Source organism: Nocardia transvalensis NBRC 15921 (genome assembly GCF_000308875.1).
Classification (GTDB): domain Bacteria; phylum Actinomycetota; class Actinomycetes; order Mycobacteriales; family Mycobacteriaceae; genus Nocardia; species Nocardia transvalensis.
The window spans coordinates 224,104-239,665 of record NZ_BAGL01000027.1 but is presented as its reverse complement, the minus strand read 5'-3'; the positions used below and the strand labels follow the sequence as shown (position 1 = coordinate 239,665).

The following is a 15,562-nucleotide window of genomic DNA, read 5'->3' as shown; positions in this document are numbered from 1 at the left end:
CTGAAGCAGATGCTTCCTGATACGATTCCGGCGTGTCAAGGAGCTACGGCGGACGGGCCGCCGCGGATCGCGCCGCCGATCGCCGCCGTCGCCTGATCGAGGCCGGCGTCCAGGTGATCGGCACGGAGGGCGTCAAGGCTTTCGGCATGCGCGCGGTGTGCCGCGAGGCGGGACTGAGCCAGAAGTTCTTCTACGAGAGCTTCCCGGATACGGACGCGCTGCTGCACGCGGTCTATCGCGCGGCACTGGCACGCCTGGACGAGGCGACCGCCGCCGCGAACGATCTGCACGGCGTCATCGACGCCGCCGCCCGGCTCATGGAGGCCGATCCCCGCATCTGCCGCATCCTGCTGGTGGAACCGGTGGCGGATACGCGGCTGCGGCACTACGTGCGCGAGACGATCCCGTCCGTGGTCGCGGCGCGGCTCGGCACCGATTTCGGCTCGCCCGACGACCCCCTGGTCCGGATGCGGTTCTCGGGCTTCTTCGGCGCGGTGATCTCGCTGTTCGTCGAATGGACGGAGGGCAGCCTCGGCACCGATCGCGACGCCTTCGTCCGCCACGTCGCGGGGATCGCGGCGCCGCTACTCACCGCGTCCGGCGGCCCGGCCACCAGATCCGCGGACCGATCAGGGCGAACAGCGCGGGAATGATCACGGTGCGAACGACGAACGTATCCAGCAGGATTCCGAGGCCGACCACGATGCCGAGCTGGGTCAGGGTGATGAGCGGCAGCACGCCGAGGACCGCGAACACCGCGGCCAGCACGATCCCCGCACTGGTGATGACCCCGCCGGTGGAGGCCACCGCCCGCACGATGCCGCCGGTCACCCCGTGCCCGGGGGTTTCCTCGCGGGCCCGGGTGACCAGAAAGATCGTGTAGTCCACGCCCAGCGCGACCAGGAACAGGAACGCGAACAGCGGCACATTGGTGTCGAGCGCCGGGAATCCGAACAGGTGCGTGCTGAGCAGGCTGCCGATGCCCAGCGCCGCCAGGGCGCTCAGTACGGTCACCCCGACCAGCAGCAGCGCCGCCGGAACCGCCCGCAGCAGCACCAGGAGGACGATCAGCACCACCGCCAGGATGAGCGGAATGATCGTCCGCTGGTCGTGCCGCGCGGCGTCCCGGGTGTCCAGCGCGATCGCATCCGAACCACCCACCAGCCCATGGGAATTCGGCACGGTGGCCAGGGCGGCGCGCAGGCGCGTCACGGTGTCGAAGGCCGCCTCCGAGGCCGGGGAGGCGTCGAGCACCACCGACCAGCGGGTCCACCCGCTCTCGGACGCGCCGACGGGCGTGGCGCGCGCGACACCGTCCGTGCCGTCGAGAGCCGGCTGCACCTGCCCCTCGGATTCGGTACGCGCCAGCACGATCGCCGGATCGCTTGTGCCCGAGGAGAAGTGCTCGCTCAGATCGTGCAGTCCGTCGATCGATTCCGCGCGCACCCGGAACTGCTCGGACTGCGAGAGCCCGACGTCGGCGAAGGGCAGGGCGCTCGCGCACGCGGCCAGGGCGACCAGCGAGACGGCGACGACCGCGACGGGCCGCCGGACGACCTTCTCGGCGACGGCATGCCAGGCCCCGGTCTGCGCCGTATCCCGCCCGTCGACGCGAGGTATGAAGGGCCAGAACACCTTCCGGCCACAGAGCGCCAGCGCGGGCGGCAACGCGGCCAGCACGAAGACCGCCGCGATCAGCAAACCCAGGGCTCCGAACGCGCCCAGGCCGCGGGTATTCGGCAGTAGCGCCAGCAGCAGGGTGAGCAGAGACAGCACGACGGTCAGATTGCTGGCGAGGACCGCGGGCCCGGCCCGCCGGACCGCGATCCGCAGCGCCTCGCGATGGTCCTCGGTCCGATGCAGTTCGTCGCGATACCGCGAGACCAGCAGCAGCGCGTAGTTCGTCCCCGCGCCGAAGACCAGCACGCTCGTGATTCCCGATGTCGAGCCGTCGAAGGTCAGGCCGGTCGCCTGGGCGAGCGCGTTCCCGGCCGCCGCCGCGACGCGATCGGCGAACCCCACGACCGCCAGCGGAACCAGCCACAGCACCGGCGATCGATACGTCGCGATCAGCAACACCATCACCACGACGGCGGTGACCGCGAGCAGCAGCGCATCGGCGCCGGAGAAGGAGTCGGCGATATCCGCGCCGAACGCCGGGCCGCCGGTGACCCGCAGCCGCAGTTCGGCCGGTGCTCCGTCGCGGGCCGCCGCGCGCACCTCGTCGACGCGGTCGGTCAGCGCCAAGCCGTTCAGATCCGACGGCACCGGCGCCTGCCCGAGGACGGCGCGCCCGTCCGGCGACACCACGACCCCGGGACCCGGTGCGCCGCCGCGCATCCGGGCGAGCGCCGCCTCGGCCTGCGACCGATCGGCGGCGGTCGGTTCCGCGCCGTCGACGCGGGTGGCGATCAGCACCACCGCGGTCGACTCCCCGCCCGGGAACTCCGGCAGCAAGCCCTTCACCTGTGCGGATTCGGCGTCGTCCGGCAGCGAGTTCGGAGCCGAACCGCCCGAGTCGTTCCCGCCCGCGAAGCCGAGGACCGCCCCGGCGACGATCAGCACGGCCAGCAGGACGAGCGCGCCGGCGCGACCGGCGACGACTCGCGCATAACGATTCCAGGCGTCCACGGTGGAAACTATTTCAGAAACTGAAATAATCCGCAAAGGCGCGATCGCCCGCCGACTACGCTGAGCGCACCGGAGAGAAAGGGAGACGACCGTGACCGAGCGCTCGACCGATACGCCGCTGTCCCGGCGAGACGAGCTCGAGACGGCGATCGCCCGCGACATCCGGGCGCTCACCGCGGCGTCGGATCAGATCTCCCACGTCTTCGCGCATTCGAACAGTCTGCGCCCCAACGATTTCCGGGCACTGACGCATATCGCGACGGCCGACGCGGAAGGCAGGCCCCTCACCGCCGGGCAACTCGGCACGCTGCTCGGACTCTCCCCCGCGGCGATCACCTACCTCGTCGAGCGCATGATCGAATCCGGCCACGTCGTCCGCGAGACCGACGATATCGACCGCCGCCGCGTCCTCCTCCGCTACAGCGAGCACGGCATGGCGGTGGCCGCCGGCTTCTTCACGCCCGTCGGCGCCCGGACGCGCTCGGCGCTGGCCGACCTACCCGACGCCGACCTCGAGGCGGCCCACCGCGTCCTGATCGCCTACGTGAACGCCCTGCGCGAGCACGACGATTCGTTCACCGACCGGGACGGCTGAGGGTTCCGCTCGTCTGGGCCGCGGCCCGGGCGAGCAGGGCCGACCTGCCGATATCCAGATACGACCGCAAGGTGGCGCGGGCGTGCTGCCGCAGCGGGCGGTCGGTGCCCGTGCCGCGGTCGGAGAGGATCTCGACCACCCGGTTCCGGAACCGCAGCTCGCTCATACCGAAGGTGACGAGGATCTCCTCGGCCGGCGGGCCGCCGAACGGCTGCCACAGCAGGGCGAAATCGATGATCAGCAGGTCTTCCCTGTCCATCAGCCGCTCCCATGATCCCGAGGACTGGAGTATTGTCCGTACACCTGTCCAGACATTACTGCGAATGTCTCCACCGGGCAATCAGGTAACCCACACTCGTTACCCGGCTCGGCCCACACTCATTACCCGGCTCGGCCCACACTTACCCGGCCCTAGGCCGGGTTGTAGTAGTACTTCAGATCCGGGTAGATCGCGCTGCCGTCGTCGGGGTACGGGAAGCACGGGCTGTAGGTCCCGGAGGCGGCCGAGGCGGCCTCGCAGGCGGCTTTACCCGTCGTCTCGCCCTGAGTGGTGAACGGCCCGACGGCGTTCGGCGCCGGAACGGTCGGATCCGCCGCCGCGACACCTCCCGCCCCGGCCGCGATACCCGCGCAAAGAACACCTGCCACAAGAACTTTCGTCATCATGGCCGCAGACGCTGCCGTATCCGGCTCGAGACCGGCTGGGCCGGGGCTGGCAGTCCGCTGAGAGTCGCGGTGACACCGCTCTCGCTCTCCCTGGGGACATGATCGCCCGACGGTATGGTGGGCCGGGTGGATGGTTCGGTGGCCGGGGTCGAGATACCCGATGCGGGCCGGGTGCGGGAATGGCTGGCCGAGGCGGCGCGGAATCCGGCATCGCTGCCGGACGAGGGCTATACGGCGCTGCTGGGGTCCGACGGGCCCGACCTGGAGAATCTGTGCCGCCTGGCCGATTCGCTGCGGCGGCAGGCGGTCGGCGAGCCGGTGACCTACGTCGTGAACCGGAACCTCGACACCGCGGTGGTCGCCGGTAGCGGCCGCGCGGCGCGGGAGCGGCTGGCGGCGCTGGTCACCGAGGCGCACGACCTGGGCGCGACCGAGATCTGCATGCAGGGCCCGCTCCCCGCCGACACCGACGACGACTATCTGGCCCTGATCGCCGCGATCACCGAGGCGGCCCCGCTGCACCTGCACGCCCTGCGCCCCGAGGAACTGCTCGACGGCGCCGCGCGCCGCGGTATGCCGCTGGACGAATTCCTGGCGGCGGCCGCGGCGGCCGGGCTGGGCTCGGTGCCCGGCACGGGTGCGCGCATCCTCGACGACGAGGTCCGCGCCCGGCTGAAAGGCGGCCCGGATCTACCGGTGAGCAGCTGGGTCGAGGTGATCGAGACCGCGCATCGAGCGGGCCTGACCTCGACCTCCACGATCGTCTACGGGCACGTCGAGACGCCCGCGCAGCAGGTCGCCCATCTGCGCCTGCTCGCCGAGATCCAGGACCGCACCGGCGGCTTCACGGAGTTCATCGCGATGCCCTACGCCCCGGCGGACGCGTCCTGGCGGCAGACCCGCGCCATGCACGCCGTCGCGCGGCTGATGCTGCACGGGCGCATCGCGAATATCCAGGCCGCGTGGCCGAAGATCGGCCTGGACGCGGCGGCGGCGTTGCTCGACGGCGGCGCGAACGACCTGGGCGGCCTGCTGCTCGACGGCCGCCTCGCCCCGGATGCGCACGCCGAGGCCGGGCGCACCCTCACCCTCGCCGACGTGGACCGCGTCACCCGGAACCTGGGCCGTCCGCGGCGTCAGCGCACGACCCGGTACGGCGATGCCTGACCGCGCGGCCGTGACGGAGATCGATGTCCTGATCGTCGGCGCGGGCTTCGCGGGTATCGGGATGGGCATCCAGCTCGCCCGCCGCGGGCAGGAATCGTTCGTGATCATCGAGCAGGCCGACGACGTCGGCGGCACCTGGCGCGACAACCGCTATCCCGGCGTCGCCTGCGATATCCCCGCGCACCTGTACTCGTTCTCGTTCCGGCCGAATCCGCGGTGGTCGCGGGTCTTCGCCGAGGGCGCCGAGATCCACGCCTACCTGCGCTCCTGCGTCCGGAACGAGGGGCTGGAACCGCATCTGCTCCAGAACTGCGCGCTGGAGCGGGCGCAGTGGCGGGAGTCCGACCGGCGCTGGCACGTTCGCACCTCGCGCGGCGAGTTCTCGGCCGCCAACCTGGTCATCGCCACCGGACGCCTCACCGAGCCCAGGATTCCAGCCGTCGAGAATCTGGCGAATTTCAGTGGCCGCCACTGGCATTCGGCCCGGTGGAATCCGAAGGTCTCCCTGGTGGGCAAGCGCGTGGGCCTGGTCGGCACCGGCGCCTCGGCAATCCAGATCCTGCCGCGACTAGCCGGCGAGGCCAGCGAGGTCGTGGTCTTCCAGCGCTCCGCGCCCTATGTGCTCCCCCGCGGCGACCGTTTCTACTCCTCCGACGAGTTATCCCGGTTCGCCGCGAATCCGCAGGCCATCACGGCCCTTCGCGACGAACTGTTCGCCGAGGCCGAGCGCAGCATCGCCGCCCGCAAGCGCCGCCACCCCGAGATCGATCTGCTCCAGCAGCGCGCTTTGGACCATCTGGCGTCGCAGGTCCGCGATCCGGAGTTACGCCGGCGGCTCACCCCCGACTACGAGATCGGCTGCAAGCGGATCCTGTTCTCCGACGACTACTACGCCGCGCTCCAGCAGGACCACGTCCGCTTGGAGCCGACGGCTCTCACCCGCGTCGAGGGCGAGACGACCTTCGCCGCCGGCGGCGCCACCGACCGCGTCGAGGTGCTGGTCTTCGCCACCGGCTTCAACGCGACCCGCCCGTCGATCGCCAAGCACATCTACGGCCGCGGCGCGCTGCCGCTGGCCGAGCGCTGGAGCAACGGCATGGTCGCGCACGCCACGACGGCCGTGGACGGCTTCCCGAATATGTACGTGCTGGACGGGCCCAACGCGGCCCTCGGCCACAACTCGGCGATCTACGTGATCGAAACCCAGATCGACTACGTCCTCAGCGCTCTCGACCACCTCGCCGCCACCTCGGCCGGCGTCCTCGAGGTCACCCCCGAGGCGGTCCAGGCGTCCATGCGCGACGTCGACGAGATGGCCCGCGACACCGTCTGGACCCGGGGCAACTGCACCAGCTGGTACCGCGACGAGCAGACCGGCCGCGTCACGCTGCTGTGGCCCGACTCCGCCGCCTCGTTCCGCCGCCGCAACGGCACCTTCGACATCAACGCCTACACGGCGCTGTGACGACGGAAGGCCCGCCGGACGAATGGTCCGGCGGGCCTCATCTCTCGGGGGGCGTGGCTCAGAGCTTGCCCCCGCCCCCGATCACCCAGGGGTTGAAGGTGCACTGGAGGTTCGGGTTCGCACCCGGGTCCAGGGCATTCAGCGCGATCGACAGCGCCCGCGGCGAGTACATCATCGTCAGGTGGTCCGACAGATCCTGCTCGCAACCGTCCTGCAGGGTGATGTTGTGTACCGTCGCCCCCGGCCCGGCCTTCAGGAAGGTCAGGTCGTAGGGGTTGGTCACCTCGTCGTAGCGACTGCCGACGACCGTGTAGTCCACACCGGGTGCGGTATCACCGCCGGCGTTCAGCTCGTTGATGAAGTCCGAGCCGATCGTCTGCTGGATACCGGCGTGCCCGACGAAGATCTCGATCAGGCCGAGCACGTCGATGCCGAAGTTGTTGATGGCCCGGCCCAGCGCGCCGATCCCGTCCAGCGACGTGCCGTGGTGGGTGGCGCCGTAGGTGACCAGCTTGCCGACCTTGGCCGCGCCGCCCTCCTTCTTGAGGTACCAGTTCGACATCGCGCCGCCGAGCGAGTAGCCGATCAGATCGACCTTCGGCGCGCCCGTGGAGGTGAGCACCCGGTCCACGAACGTGGACAGCTGCTTGGCCGACTCCTGCACGTACCCGGTGGCGCTGACGCCCGGCAGCACCGAGCCCAGGCCGCCGCCCTCCAGCAGGTTGGAGCGGCCGTAGTTGAAGGTGAACAGGCAGAACCCGGCATCCTTCAGCGGCTGGCTCATGTACGCGAAGCTGTTGTACGCGTTCACCCAGGTGCCGTGCACCAGCACCACCGGCGGGCGGTCGGACTTGCAGTTCCAGTCGTTGGTCCCGGGCGGGCCGACGTCCGGATTGAGCAGGCTGTACCCGAACGCCGGCAGGAACGCCGACATCTGCGGGCCGTATCCGACGGTGTCGGAGGAGTGCCCGCCCGAGGAGCCCGAACTCGATCCGGAACCGCCGTAGCAGTCGCCGGACCCGTTGCCGGAGCCCGCGCCGCTGCCCGACGTGCACGCCGACCCGGAGCTGCCCGCGCTGCCGCTGTCGTCCGTGATGGGATGCGCCGCCGGATCTTTCAGGCCCTGCTGGATGTAATCCGCCAGCTGCTGTTCGGTCACCGGCGCGGGCGCCGGCGCGGCCTGGGGTTCGGCATTGACGCCGGAATGTGTCAAACCCATGGCGAGGACGGCCGTGCCCGCCATTACTGCGATGCGCCATCCGCGGCGCGCGGTAGTTCGTTTCATCTCTGCCTCCTGCAGCACCTCATCGTCCAATTACGGCGCTCGAATCAGCACCGAAACCGCACCGAAGGTATGGCGACACGAGGGCCGAAATCGCCGGTCCAGCACGCATTCTGGACACCTCACGACGCGCCGACGAGCCCGCAGGGAAGGTCCACAGCGACTTCGATACACACAATTCGGAACAGTCCACAGAAATAGGGAGCCCGTCCGGTGGAATATCACAGCCGCGCGAATTACTCTCCGCCGCCGAAACTTTCGCCGGTGGCTCGGAAGACGTCGGCGGCGAGGAACTCCGCGCGGTGGGTGTCCGGGTCGAGCGGGGAGCGAGAGTCGGCGTGCCGGTCGCGACGCCAGATCGGGCTGTCGACGAAATGGTTGTCGTATCGCTCCTGGGTGTCGAGGATCTCGGCCGGACTCGCCTCGCCCTTGCGGATGCGGTCGCCGAGCCGGAAGTACTCGAATCGCTCGATGCCGGGGGTGAAGAGCACCAGCACGTCGGCCGCGGCGTCGTCGGGCGCGGCCCACGCGTGCGGCAGGCAGGGCGGGATAAGGAGGAAATCGCCCTCGCCGAGGACGACGATCTCCTCGCCCGCCAGCACCCGCAGCGCGCCGCCGAGCAGGTAGAACAGTTCGGCCGACGTCCTGTGGTAGTGCGGCGGGGGCCCGTCGGTGCCCGCCGGCAGGTACGCCCGGTTGCCGCTGAGTGCGCCGCCGGTCATGTCGTGGTCGGCGTACAGCGTGACGCCCAGGGTCTCCAGCCGCTCCGCCTCCTCGTGCCGGACCAGCAGGGCGCGTTCGTTCGTCCGCATGTCTTTCTCCGATGTGTCGCCGGGAACCGCCGTCCCGGATCGCCCCCACAGAGCGCGCTCGCCGCCGACGAGTGACATCCTGAAAGGTGATGTGAGTCACGACACAATCGGCGCGATCGTGTCACCCGTTCGGCCCGGCGGACCTCTGCGGTAGCAACGGACGAGGAGAGGACCGACCCGTGACCTACCGACCACCGAATACGGCGGACGACGATGTCACCGAACGTTTCCTGAGCTACCGCGAGCTGCTGTTCTCGGTGGTCTACAACATGCTCGGCAGCGTCATCGATACCGAGGACGTGCTGCAGGAGGTGTGGCTGGCGTGGGCCGCGCGGCATCGCGATCCCGAGGCCGCGCCGGTGCGGAACCCGCGCTCCTACCTGGTGCGGGCGGCCGCGAATCAGGCGCTGGCCCGCCGCGTCGAGCTGAGCCGGCGGCAGGAGACGTACATCGGGCCCTGGCTGCCCGAACCGCTGGTGCGCGCCGAGGACGATGCCGCCGGATCGGCCGAGCGCCGGGAGACGCTCTCGACGGCCGTGCTCGTCGTGCTGGAGACCCTGTCCCCGCTGGAACGCGCGGTCTTCGTCCTGCACGACGTCTTCGGTTTCGACCACGCGGAGATCGCGACCATCCTCGACCGCTCCCCCGCCGCGGTACGCCAGCTCGCGACCCGGGCGCGACGCCACCTGCACGGCCGCCGTCCCCGCCGGACCACCGAGCCGGAGGTCCACGCCGAGGTCACCGAGCGGTTCGCCGCGGCGGTCCTGGGCGGCGACCTCCAGGCCCTGCTGGCCGTCCTCGCGCCCGAGGTCACCCTGTGGACCGACAGCGGCGGACGCGGCCCCGCAGTGGAGTTGCGACCGGTGCACGGCCGGGACGAGGTCGCCCGGGTGTTCATGACCGTCGCCGCCACCCTGCCCGCGGGCGGCGTGGACGTCCGCTACCGCTGGGTCGCCGACGACCCGTGCGCGCTGGTGTTCTCCGGTGGCGTCCCGTTCGGCGCGGTCGTGGTCGACCTCGACGCCGGTAACCGGATCGCCGCCATCTACTCGATCACCAACCCGGACAAGCTTTCCGGGATCCACTGACGGCGGGGATCCCCACAACCACGAGTTGTGGCGCGCCGTCCGATCCGTTGTTGGCGCGACCGCCCGCCGATCGGCTTCACTGTCGCGGGCGACGCCGAGTCGTCCACGAGACGGAAGCGGAGTGGGTGCCGGGTATGTGGCGGCGGGTGAGACTGGGCCGGGCGTTCGGATGGCTGTGGGCCTCCTACGCGATCAGCGCCTACGGGACGGGGATCGGATTCGGCGCGTTCGCGGTCGTCGCCATCACGGTCCTGGGCGCGGGGTCGGCGGAGGTGGCGGCTCTGTCGTCGTCCGGGCTCGTGATCGGGGCGCTGCTGGCGGTCCCGCTCGGCCCGTGGATGGAGTTCCGCGCCAAGCGGCCGGTGATGATCGCCATGGATCTGATCCGGTTCGCGGCCCTGGCCTCCGTGCCGCTCGCCTACTGGCTGGATGCCCTGTCGTTCGCGCAGCTCATGCTCGTCTCGGTCGTCGCGGCGGCGGCGAAGATCGCGTTCACCGCCGCGAGCGGCGCGTACCTGAAAACCCTTGTCCCCGCGGATCATCTGCTGGTCGCGACCGGCCGCTTCGAATCCACCACCTGGTCGGCCACCATCGCCGGGCCACCCGTCGGCGGGGCCGCGATCGGACTGCTGGGACCGGTGACCACCGTGATCGCCGACGCGGTGAGCTACCTGCTCTCGGCGCTCGGCATCCTCGCGATCCGCGAACCCGAGCGGGCCCCGCGCGGGGAGCGGACGCCCGCGCGCCGCTGGGGCGATATCGCCGAGGGGTGGCGCTATCTCCTCGCCCACCCCACCCTGCGCCGGTTCTTCGTCAACTCCCTGCTGGTCAACGGATTGATCATGGCCACGGAGCCGATCCTCTCGGTATTCATGCTGTCCCACTTGGGTTTCGCGGTCTGGCAGTACGGGCTGGCATTCGCGGTGCCGTGTATCGGCGGCCTGATCGGATCCCGGATCGCCCGCCGCATCGTGTCCCGCCGGGGCGAGCGCTCGGTGCTGCGGATGTTCGGCACGCTGCGCGCCTGCTGGTCGATCGGGCTGGCGTTCGTGTGCCCGGGTCCGGTGGGGCTGGCGGTCGTGATGGCGACCGAACTCGTGCTGATCGTCTCCGCGAGCATCTACAACCCGGTCTTCGCCACCTACCGGCTGAACACCACCGATCCGGCGCGCCTCGCCCGGGTGCTCACCGCCTGGTCGATCACCGGCAGCATCAGCACCGCCGTAATCACGATGGCGTGGGGGCTGCTGGCACAGGTTACGGGGCCGCGCACGGCCCTCGCCGTGGCCGGGGTGGCGCTGCTGGTTACGCCGCTGTTGCTGCCCAGGGTGATCGAGGCCCCCGCCTTCGCGGGGGAAAAGAATGATGCGGGGGGCACGAGAGACGCGGGGGACGATCAGCCACCCACGCGGAACGTATCAGTACCCGCACGTTAGGGACTCATCTCGTAACTTCCCGCGAGGCCCAGGATCTCGTCGTAGACGCGCGTGGAACGGGCCTCGTCGGTGACCGGCTTCCGCAGGACGCTCAACGCCCATTCCTGTTGTGCCGCAGTGGAGGACGCCTTCGAATGCAGGTCGAGGGCGTAGGCGGAGAAGTCCCGCACGAACAGCTCGAAGATGGTATCGACCAGATCGTCGGCGGCACCGGCGATCTCCGCCTGTTCGAGGACGAGCTGAGCATAGGGCAGCAGCGTGAACAGCTCGCCCAGCGCCAGCTGGAAGTCCAGGTCCTCCCCCTGCGCATCCGTCGGCGGTGCCTCCACCGGCAGCCCGGCGAAACGCTCGGCGAGTTGCTCGAACAGCGCCACATTCGGCAGGTGCCGCCGCGCGGCGAACGCCGGCCGCCAATCCCGGAACCGCACCTTGCTGAGCCCCGACGCGCGCGGCTGCCGGAACAGCGTCTCGTCGTCGCCGGGATCGCGGCGCACCGGAACCTCCGGCAGCGCAACGGGATTGAACAGGAAGTTGGGCATGAACTTCAGCGTGAGCGCCATATTCACGTGCGCGGTGCCCTCCAGCCGCGGCATCGAAGAGATCATGGCGCGGGCGACGGAGAAGTAGCTGTCCTTCTCGAAACCCTTGGCGGAGATGACATCCAGCAGTTCGGCCAGGGCCCGCTCGGCCTCGCGGGTGACCTTCATCTTGCCGATCGAGTTGAACATGACGAACCGGCGGTCCTCGGGCGAGGAGCAGCGCATGTAGTCGATGGCGCGCTCGTGATAGAGCTTCATCGCGATCAGGCGCGCGTAGGTGTCGGTGAGGATCCGGCGCACCTGCCCGAACGCGGCCACCGGATGCCCGAACAGGATCTTGCCCGCCGCCTGGTTGATCGTCTCGTGAAAACAGTGCTCGGCGATCCCGAGGGCGACCATGCCGATATTGAACTTGCCGCAGTTCACCGCGGCCATGGCGGCGTCGAACGCCTTCGGCCCGGTGTGCAGGATATCGCCGGCCGCGACCGGGTAGGCGTCGAGATCGAAGGCGCTGACGTAGTTCTGGCCGTGAACGACGTTCTTGCGCAGCACGTAGTTCGGGTGCTGACTGTCGGCCACGAACCATACGTAGGCATCGGGTCCCTCGAGGTCGGTGCGCCGCCCGATGATCGGGACGATCCGGGCGACATTGCCGTTCCCGATGTAGTACTTGCCGCCGGTCGCGGTGAATCCCCCGGCGCCGTCGGGGGTGAGCAGCATATCGGTGGAGTAGATATCGGCGCCGTGGTCCTTCTCCGACAGGCCGAATCCGATGATGCCGCCGCGCTCGAGTTCCTCGGCGGCACGGCGGTGCGCGGCGGCGTTGTCACTCTGCCAGACGATGGACAGCCCGAGCGTCGACACGCCCCAGGCGTACCAGTACTGCGCGCCGTAGAAGCCGGTGATCTCGTTGAACCGCGAGATGAACGCTGTGTCCCAGCGCTTTTCGGGATCACCCTGGGCGTGTTTGGCGGGCGTCGCGAAGTAGGCGAGGATCCGCGTCCGCGCCAGGAACTCCATCCAGTCCTCGTACCAGACGCCCGCGTGCGCGTCCCGGCACACGGCCTGCTTTCCCTTCGATTCGAAGAAGTCGACCACCGAGCGCAGCAGGGCGCGGGTGTGCGGATCGAATTCGGCGAAGGTCTCGGTCCTGGGATCGAACAGGTGCATGACAGTTCCTCCTGGGCTCACACGAGTCGCCGGCGCAGCAGTTTGCCGGTCGCGTTGCGCGGCAGTTCGCCGACGAAGACGACATCGCGCGGCACCTTGTGCCGGGCGAGCCGCGCCTTGACGTAATCCTTGATCTCCTGCGGGTCGCGGGCGGCCCCGTCGGCCGGAACGACGAAGGCGCGCAACCGTTTACCGAAGTCGTGATCGTCGACGCCGACCACGGCGGCATCGATCACGTCGGAGCGTTCGACCAGCAGGTTCTCCACCTCGAGCGGATAGACGTTCTCGCCGCCGGACACGATCATGTCGTCGTCGCGGCCGTCGATGAAAAGCCTTCCCGCGGAATCGAAATGGCCGACATCGCCGCTGCACAGCAGGCCGTCCACGATCTCCTTGTTGCCCCCGTCGGTGTACCCGGTGAAGCTGAGCCCGCTGGAGACGAAGATCGTGCCGATCCGCCCGGGTTCGGTGATCCGCCTGCGCCTGTCGTCGTAGACGGCGACCCGGCAGCCGACCGGCGGCCGCCCCACCGTGCCGGGCGCCTCGCGCATATCCTCGGGCGTCGCGACCGCGGCCACCGCGACCTCGGTCGAGGCGTACAGGTTGTAGAGCACGTCACCGAACGCCTCCGCGGTCCGGCGGCCGAGATCCGGCGACACCGAGGACCCCGCGGCGAAGATCACCCGCAGCGACGACGTGTCGTATCCGGCCAGTACCTCGTCCCCGAGATCGACGATCCGCTGCAGCATCGTCGGCACCAGAACCAGCGACGCCGCACGGTATTTCGCGATATCGGCCAGTACCCGCCGGGGATCGAACTTGCGCTGCTGGAACACGACCGTATTCCCCAGCGCCCACCCGAGCGTGAACTGCGACAGGCCCGTCCCGTGGAAGATCGGTGCCGCCATGATCATCGTGGCGTCCCGCGGCAGCGGGATCCGGTCCAGGAACTGCGCCGACTGCAGCGGCGACACCTTGTCCCGCGGAGCGCCTTTCGGCATGCCCGTGGTCCCGCTGGTGAGGATGACGGTGCCGCCCGGACGCCGCGGCGGGGACACCGCGGCGGCGGAATGCGCGGCGATGAAGGTGTCGATCGAGGGTGGCAGGGCGGCGCGCGTATTCGGATCGTCCACCCAGGTGAGGATTCGCGGCACCGCCGCCGGGACACCGTCGAGCAGCCCGAGGAACTCCTCGTCCAGCAGGATCGCGCCGACCCGCTCGCGCTCGGCGACGGCGGCCAGCTGCGGCCCGGCGAATCCGGTGTTCATCAGCACGACGCGCGCGCCGAGCTTGCCCGCCGCCAGCAGTGTCAGCACCATCCCGCGATGGTCGCGGCACAGCGCGGCGATGACGGTGCCCGGCCCGATTCCGGCCGCCGCGAGACCCCGCGCGAGCGCGTTCGACCGCGCGTCGAGCTGATCGAAGCTCAGCGCCCCGCGCGCGTCGACGATCGCGGCCGCCGGTCCCCGCTGCCGCCGGGCGTGCCGCAATACCGTGACGAACGGCCCGTACACGCCCGCGTCCCGCATCGTGCGCACGGTGTCGACGGGACGCAACGGATCCACCATGCCGCGCCTGCGCAGGACGGCGGCGGCCGAGAACGAGTCGGACACCGAGCGGAAGGCCGTCACGAGTGAGTGAGATCGTTTCCTCACATACCACCTCTGTAGAGAACTCATCATCGAGTCAATAGTCCTGCATTACAGCAGATTTGCCAGATAAGCGAGCAGATCTGTCGTACAATCAGACTAGAATATACATTAACTTAGCAGCGTCCGGACGACATTGCGCCACCCATCAACGCCTGACATGATGGGATTAGAACCTTCTCATCGACTCGCGGAGTAGTCATGGACCACAGCGCCCGTACCCTGCCGCCCGACGACGCCGCGTCGTCCGGTCCGGATCGCCGCCGGCGCTACATGTCCGGGCCCGCGGCCCTGCTGGGCGGACCGGCCAATGTGATCATGCAGCTGAGCATCGCCCCGGTCGGCCGGGGCGTCGTGGAGAGCACCGTCGAGCGCGGCCGCTTCGATCTGCATCCGCGCAAACGCGGCCGCACCACCCTCACCTACCTGGCGGTGGCGATGCTCGGCACCGACGACGATCGCGACGCGTTCCGGGCGGCGGTCGACACCTCGCATCGCCACGTCCGGTCCACCCCGGACAGCCCGGTGAAGTACAACGCCTTCGACCCGCACCTGCAGCTGTGGGTGGCGGCCTGCCTCTATCGCGGCACCGCCGATTCCCTGGAACTCCTGTACGGCGGCGTGGACGACGATCTCGCCGACGAGTTGTATCGCGACGCCGCCCGGTTCGGGACCACGCTGCAGATGCGCCCGGAGCTGTGGCCGCCCGATCGGGCCGCGTTCGCCGCCTACTGGGACGAGAAGGTGCGCGAGATCGCGATCGACGACGAGGTCCGGCGCTACCTGCTCGACCAGGTGGTCGATCTCGGGCCGTACCGCCCGTTCGAGCGGATCGCCTTCCGGCGGGTGAACCGGTTCTTCACGACCGGCTTTCTCCCCCAGCGGTTCCGGGACGAGCTGGGCCTGCCGTGGGACGCACGCAGGCAGCGGGCGTTCGAGCTGACCATGCGCGCCATCGGCCGCGTCACCGCGGTCCTGCCCCTGCGCTGGCGGCTGCACCCGTTCGAAACCTACCTGTACGACATGCGTCAGCGCCGCGCGCAGGGCAAAAACCTGGTGTGA

At 69.8% G+C, this 15,562-nt stretch carries 14 protein-coding genes; 7 read left to right on the top strand and 7 right to left on the bottom strand.

Features of this window, described 5'->3' with window-relative positions; genetic code table 11:
* The first annotated feature begins 32 nt into the window (after positions 1-32).
* The gene (locus ON41_RS09110) at positions 33-653 is read left to right on the top strand and encodes a TetR/AcrR family transcriptional regulator (protein ID WP_040746817.1); all 621 of its coding nucleotides are present in this window, start codon (positions 33-35) and stop codon (positions 651-653) included.
* On the opposite strand, the gene ON41_RS09105 is transcribed toward ON41_RS09110, so the two are convergent.
* Positions 589-2,631: an MMPL family transporter gene (locus ON41_RS09105; RefSeq protein ID WP_246829479.1), complete on the bottom strand. Its 2,043-nt coding sequence runs from the start codon at positions 2,629-2,631 to the stop codon at positions 589-591. The genes ON41_RS09110 and ON41_RS09105 overlap by 65 nt on opposite strands.
* A gap of 91 nt (positions 2,632-2,722) precedes the next feature.
* On the opposite strand from ON41_RS09105, the gene ON41_RS09100 reads away from it, so the two are divergent.
* Positions 2,723-3,226 carry a MarR family winged helix-turn-helix transcriptional regulator gene (locus tag ON41_RS09100; protein WP_051161126.1) on the top strand — a complete coding sequence of 168 codons (504 nt, stop codon included), beginning with the start codon at positions 2,723-2,725 and terminating at the stop codon, positions 3,224-3,226.
* Here ON41_RS09100 and ON41_RS09095 read toward each other — a convergent pair.
* Positions 3,207-3,485, bottom strand: coding sequence for a hypothetical protein (locus ON41_RS09095; protein WP_040746816.1), 279 nt, complete (start codon positions 3,483-3,485; stop codon positions 3,207-3,209). The genes ON41_RS09100 and ON41_RS09095 overlap by 20 nt on opposite strands.
* A gap of 152 nt (positions 3,486-3,637) precedes the next feature.
* Positions 3,638-3,874, bottom strand: coding sequence for a hypothetical protein (locus ON41_RS09090; RefSeq protein WP_040746815.1), 237 nt, complete (start codon positions 3,872-3,874; stop codon positions 3,638-3,640).
* A gap of 144 nt (positions 3,875-4,018) precedes the next feature.
* On the opposite strand from ON41_RS09090, the gene ON41_RS09085 reads away from it, so the two are divergent.
* Positions 4,019-5,059 carry an FO synthase gene (locus tag ON41_RS09085; protein ID WP_218003390.1) on the top strand — a complete coding sequence of 347 codons (1,041 nt, stop codon included), beginning with the start codon at positions 4,019-4,021 and terminating at the stop codon, positions 5,057-5,059.
* Between the two features lie 10 nt (positions 5,060-5,069).
* Positions 5,070-6,524: a flavin-containing monooxygenase gene (locus ON41_RS09080; RefSeq protein WP_306307776.1), complete on the top strand. Its 1,455-nt coding sequence runs from the start codon at positions 5,070-5,072 to the stop codon at positions 6,522-6,524.
* A gap of 58 nt (positions 6,525-6,582) precedes the next feature.
* Here the strand turns inward: ON41_RS09080 and ON41_RS09075 are convergent, their stop codons facing one another.
* A complete protein-coding gene (locus ON41_RS09075) occupies positions 6,583-7,809 on the bottom strand; it encodes an esterase/lipase family protein (RefSeq protein ID WP_040746920.1) in 1,227 nt (408 codons plus the stop codon).
* Between the two features lie 233 nt (positions 7,810-8,042).
* The gene (locus ON41_RS09070; protein ID WP_063709851.1) at positions 8,043-8,618 is read right to left on the bottom strand and encodes a cupin domain-containing protein; all 576 of its coding nucleotides are present in this window, start codon (positions 8,616-8,618) and stop codon (positions 8,043-8,045) included.
* A gap of 179 nt (positions 8,619-8,797) precedes the next feature.
* Here ON41_RS09070 and ON41_RS09065 point away from each other — a divergent pair, with 179 nt between their 5' ends.
* Both ON41_RS09065 and ON41_RS09060 read left to right on the top strand, forming a co-directional pair.
* The gene (locus ON41_RS09065) at positions 8,798-9,706 is read left to right on the top strand and encodes a sigma-70 family RNA polymerase sigma factor (RefSeq protein ID WP_040746811.1); all 909 of its coding nucleotides are present in this window, start codon (positions 8,798-8,800) and stop codon (positions 9,704-9,706) included.
* A gap of 146 nt (positions 9,707-9,852) precedes the next feature.
* Positions 9,853-11,142, top strand: a complete 1,290-nt coding sequence (locus ON41_RS09060; protein ID WP_246829478.1) for an MFS transporter — start codon at positions 9,853-9,855, stop codon at positions 11,140-11,142.
* On the opposite strand, the gene ON41_RS09055 is transcribed toward ON41_RS09060, so the two are convergent.
* Both ON41_RS09055 and ON41_RS09050 read right to left on the bottom strand, forming a co-directional pair.
* A complete protein-coding gene (locus ON41_RS09055; protein ID WP_040746809.1) occupies positions 11,139-12,851 on the bottom strand; it encodes an acyl-CoA dehydrogenase family protein in 1,713 nt (570 codons plus the stop codon). The two genes, ON41_RS09060 and ON41_RS09055, sit on opposite strands and share 4 nt — an antisense overlap.
* A 17-nt stretch (positions 12,852-12,868) precedes the next feature.
* Positions 12,869-14,530 carry an acyl-CoA synthetase gene (locus ON41_RS09050; RefSeq protein ID WP_083905228.1) on the bottom strand — a complete coding sequence of 554 codons (1,662 nt, stop codon included), beginning with the start codon at positions 14,528-14,530 and terminating at the stop codon, positions 12,869-12,871.
* Positions 14,531-14,701: 171 nt separating this feature from the next.
* Here ON41_RS09050 and ON41_RS09045 point away from each other — a divergent pair, with 171 nt between their 5' ends.
* On the top strand, positions 14,702-15,562 hold the full coding sequence (locus ON41_RS09045; RefSeq protein WP_051161123.1) for an oxygenase MpaB family protein: 861 nt from the start codon (positions 14,702-14,704) through the stop codon (positions 15,560-15,562).

Coding starts and splice junctions, on each gene's coding strand:
- ON41_RS09095 (WP_040746816.1), bottom strand. CDS start 3,485: ATGGACAGGGAAGACCTGCTGATCATCGATTTCGCCCTGCTGTGGCAG.
- ON41_RS09075 (WP_040746920.1), bottom strand. CDS start 7,809: ATGAAACGAACTACCGCGCGCCGCGGATGGCGCATCGCAGTAATGGCG.
- ON41_RS09070 (WP_063709851.1), bottom strand. CDS start 8,618: ATGCGGACGAACGAACGCGCCCTGCTGGTCCGGCACGAGGAGGCGGAG.
- ON41_RS09055 (WP_040746809.1), bottom strand. CDS start 12,851: ATGCACCTGTTCGATCCCAGGACCGAGACCTTCGCCGAATTCGATCCG.
- ON41_RS09050 (WP_083905228.1), bottom strand. CDS start 14,530: ATGAGTTCTCTACAGAGGTGGTATGTGAGGAAACGATCTCACTCACTC.
- ON41_RS09045 (WP_051161123.1), top strand. CDS start 14,702: ATGGACCACAGCGCCCGTACCCTGCCGCCCGACGACGCCGCGTCGTCC.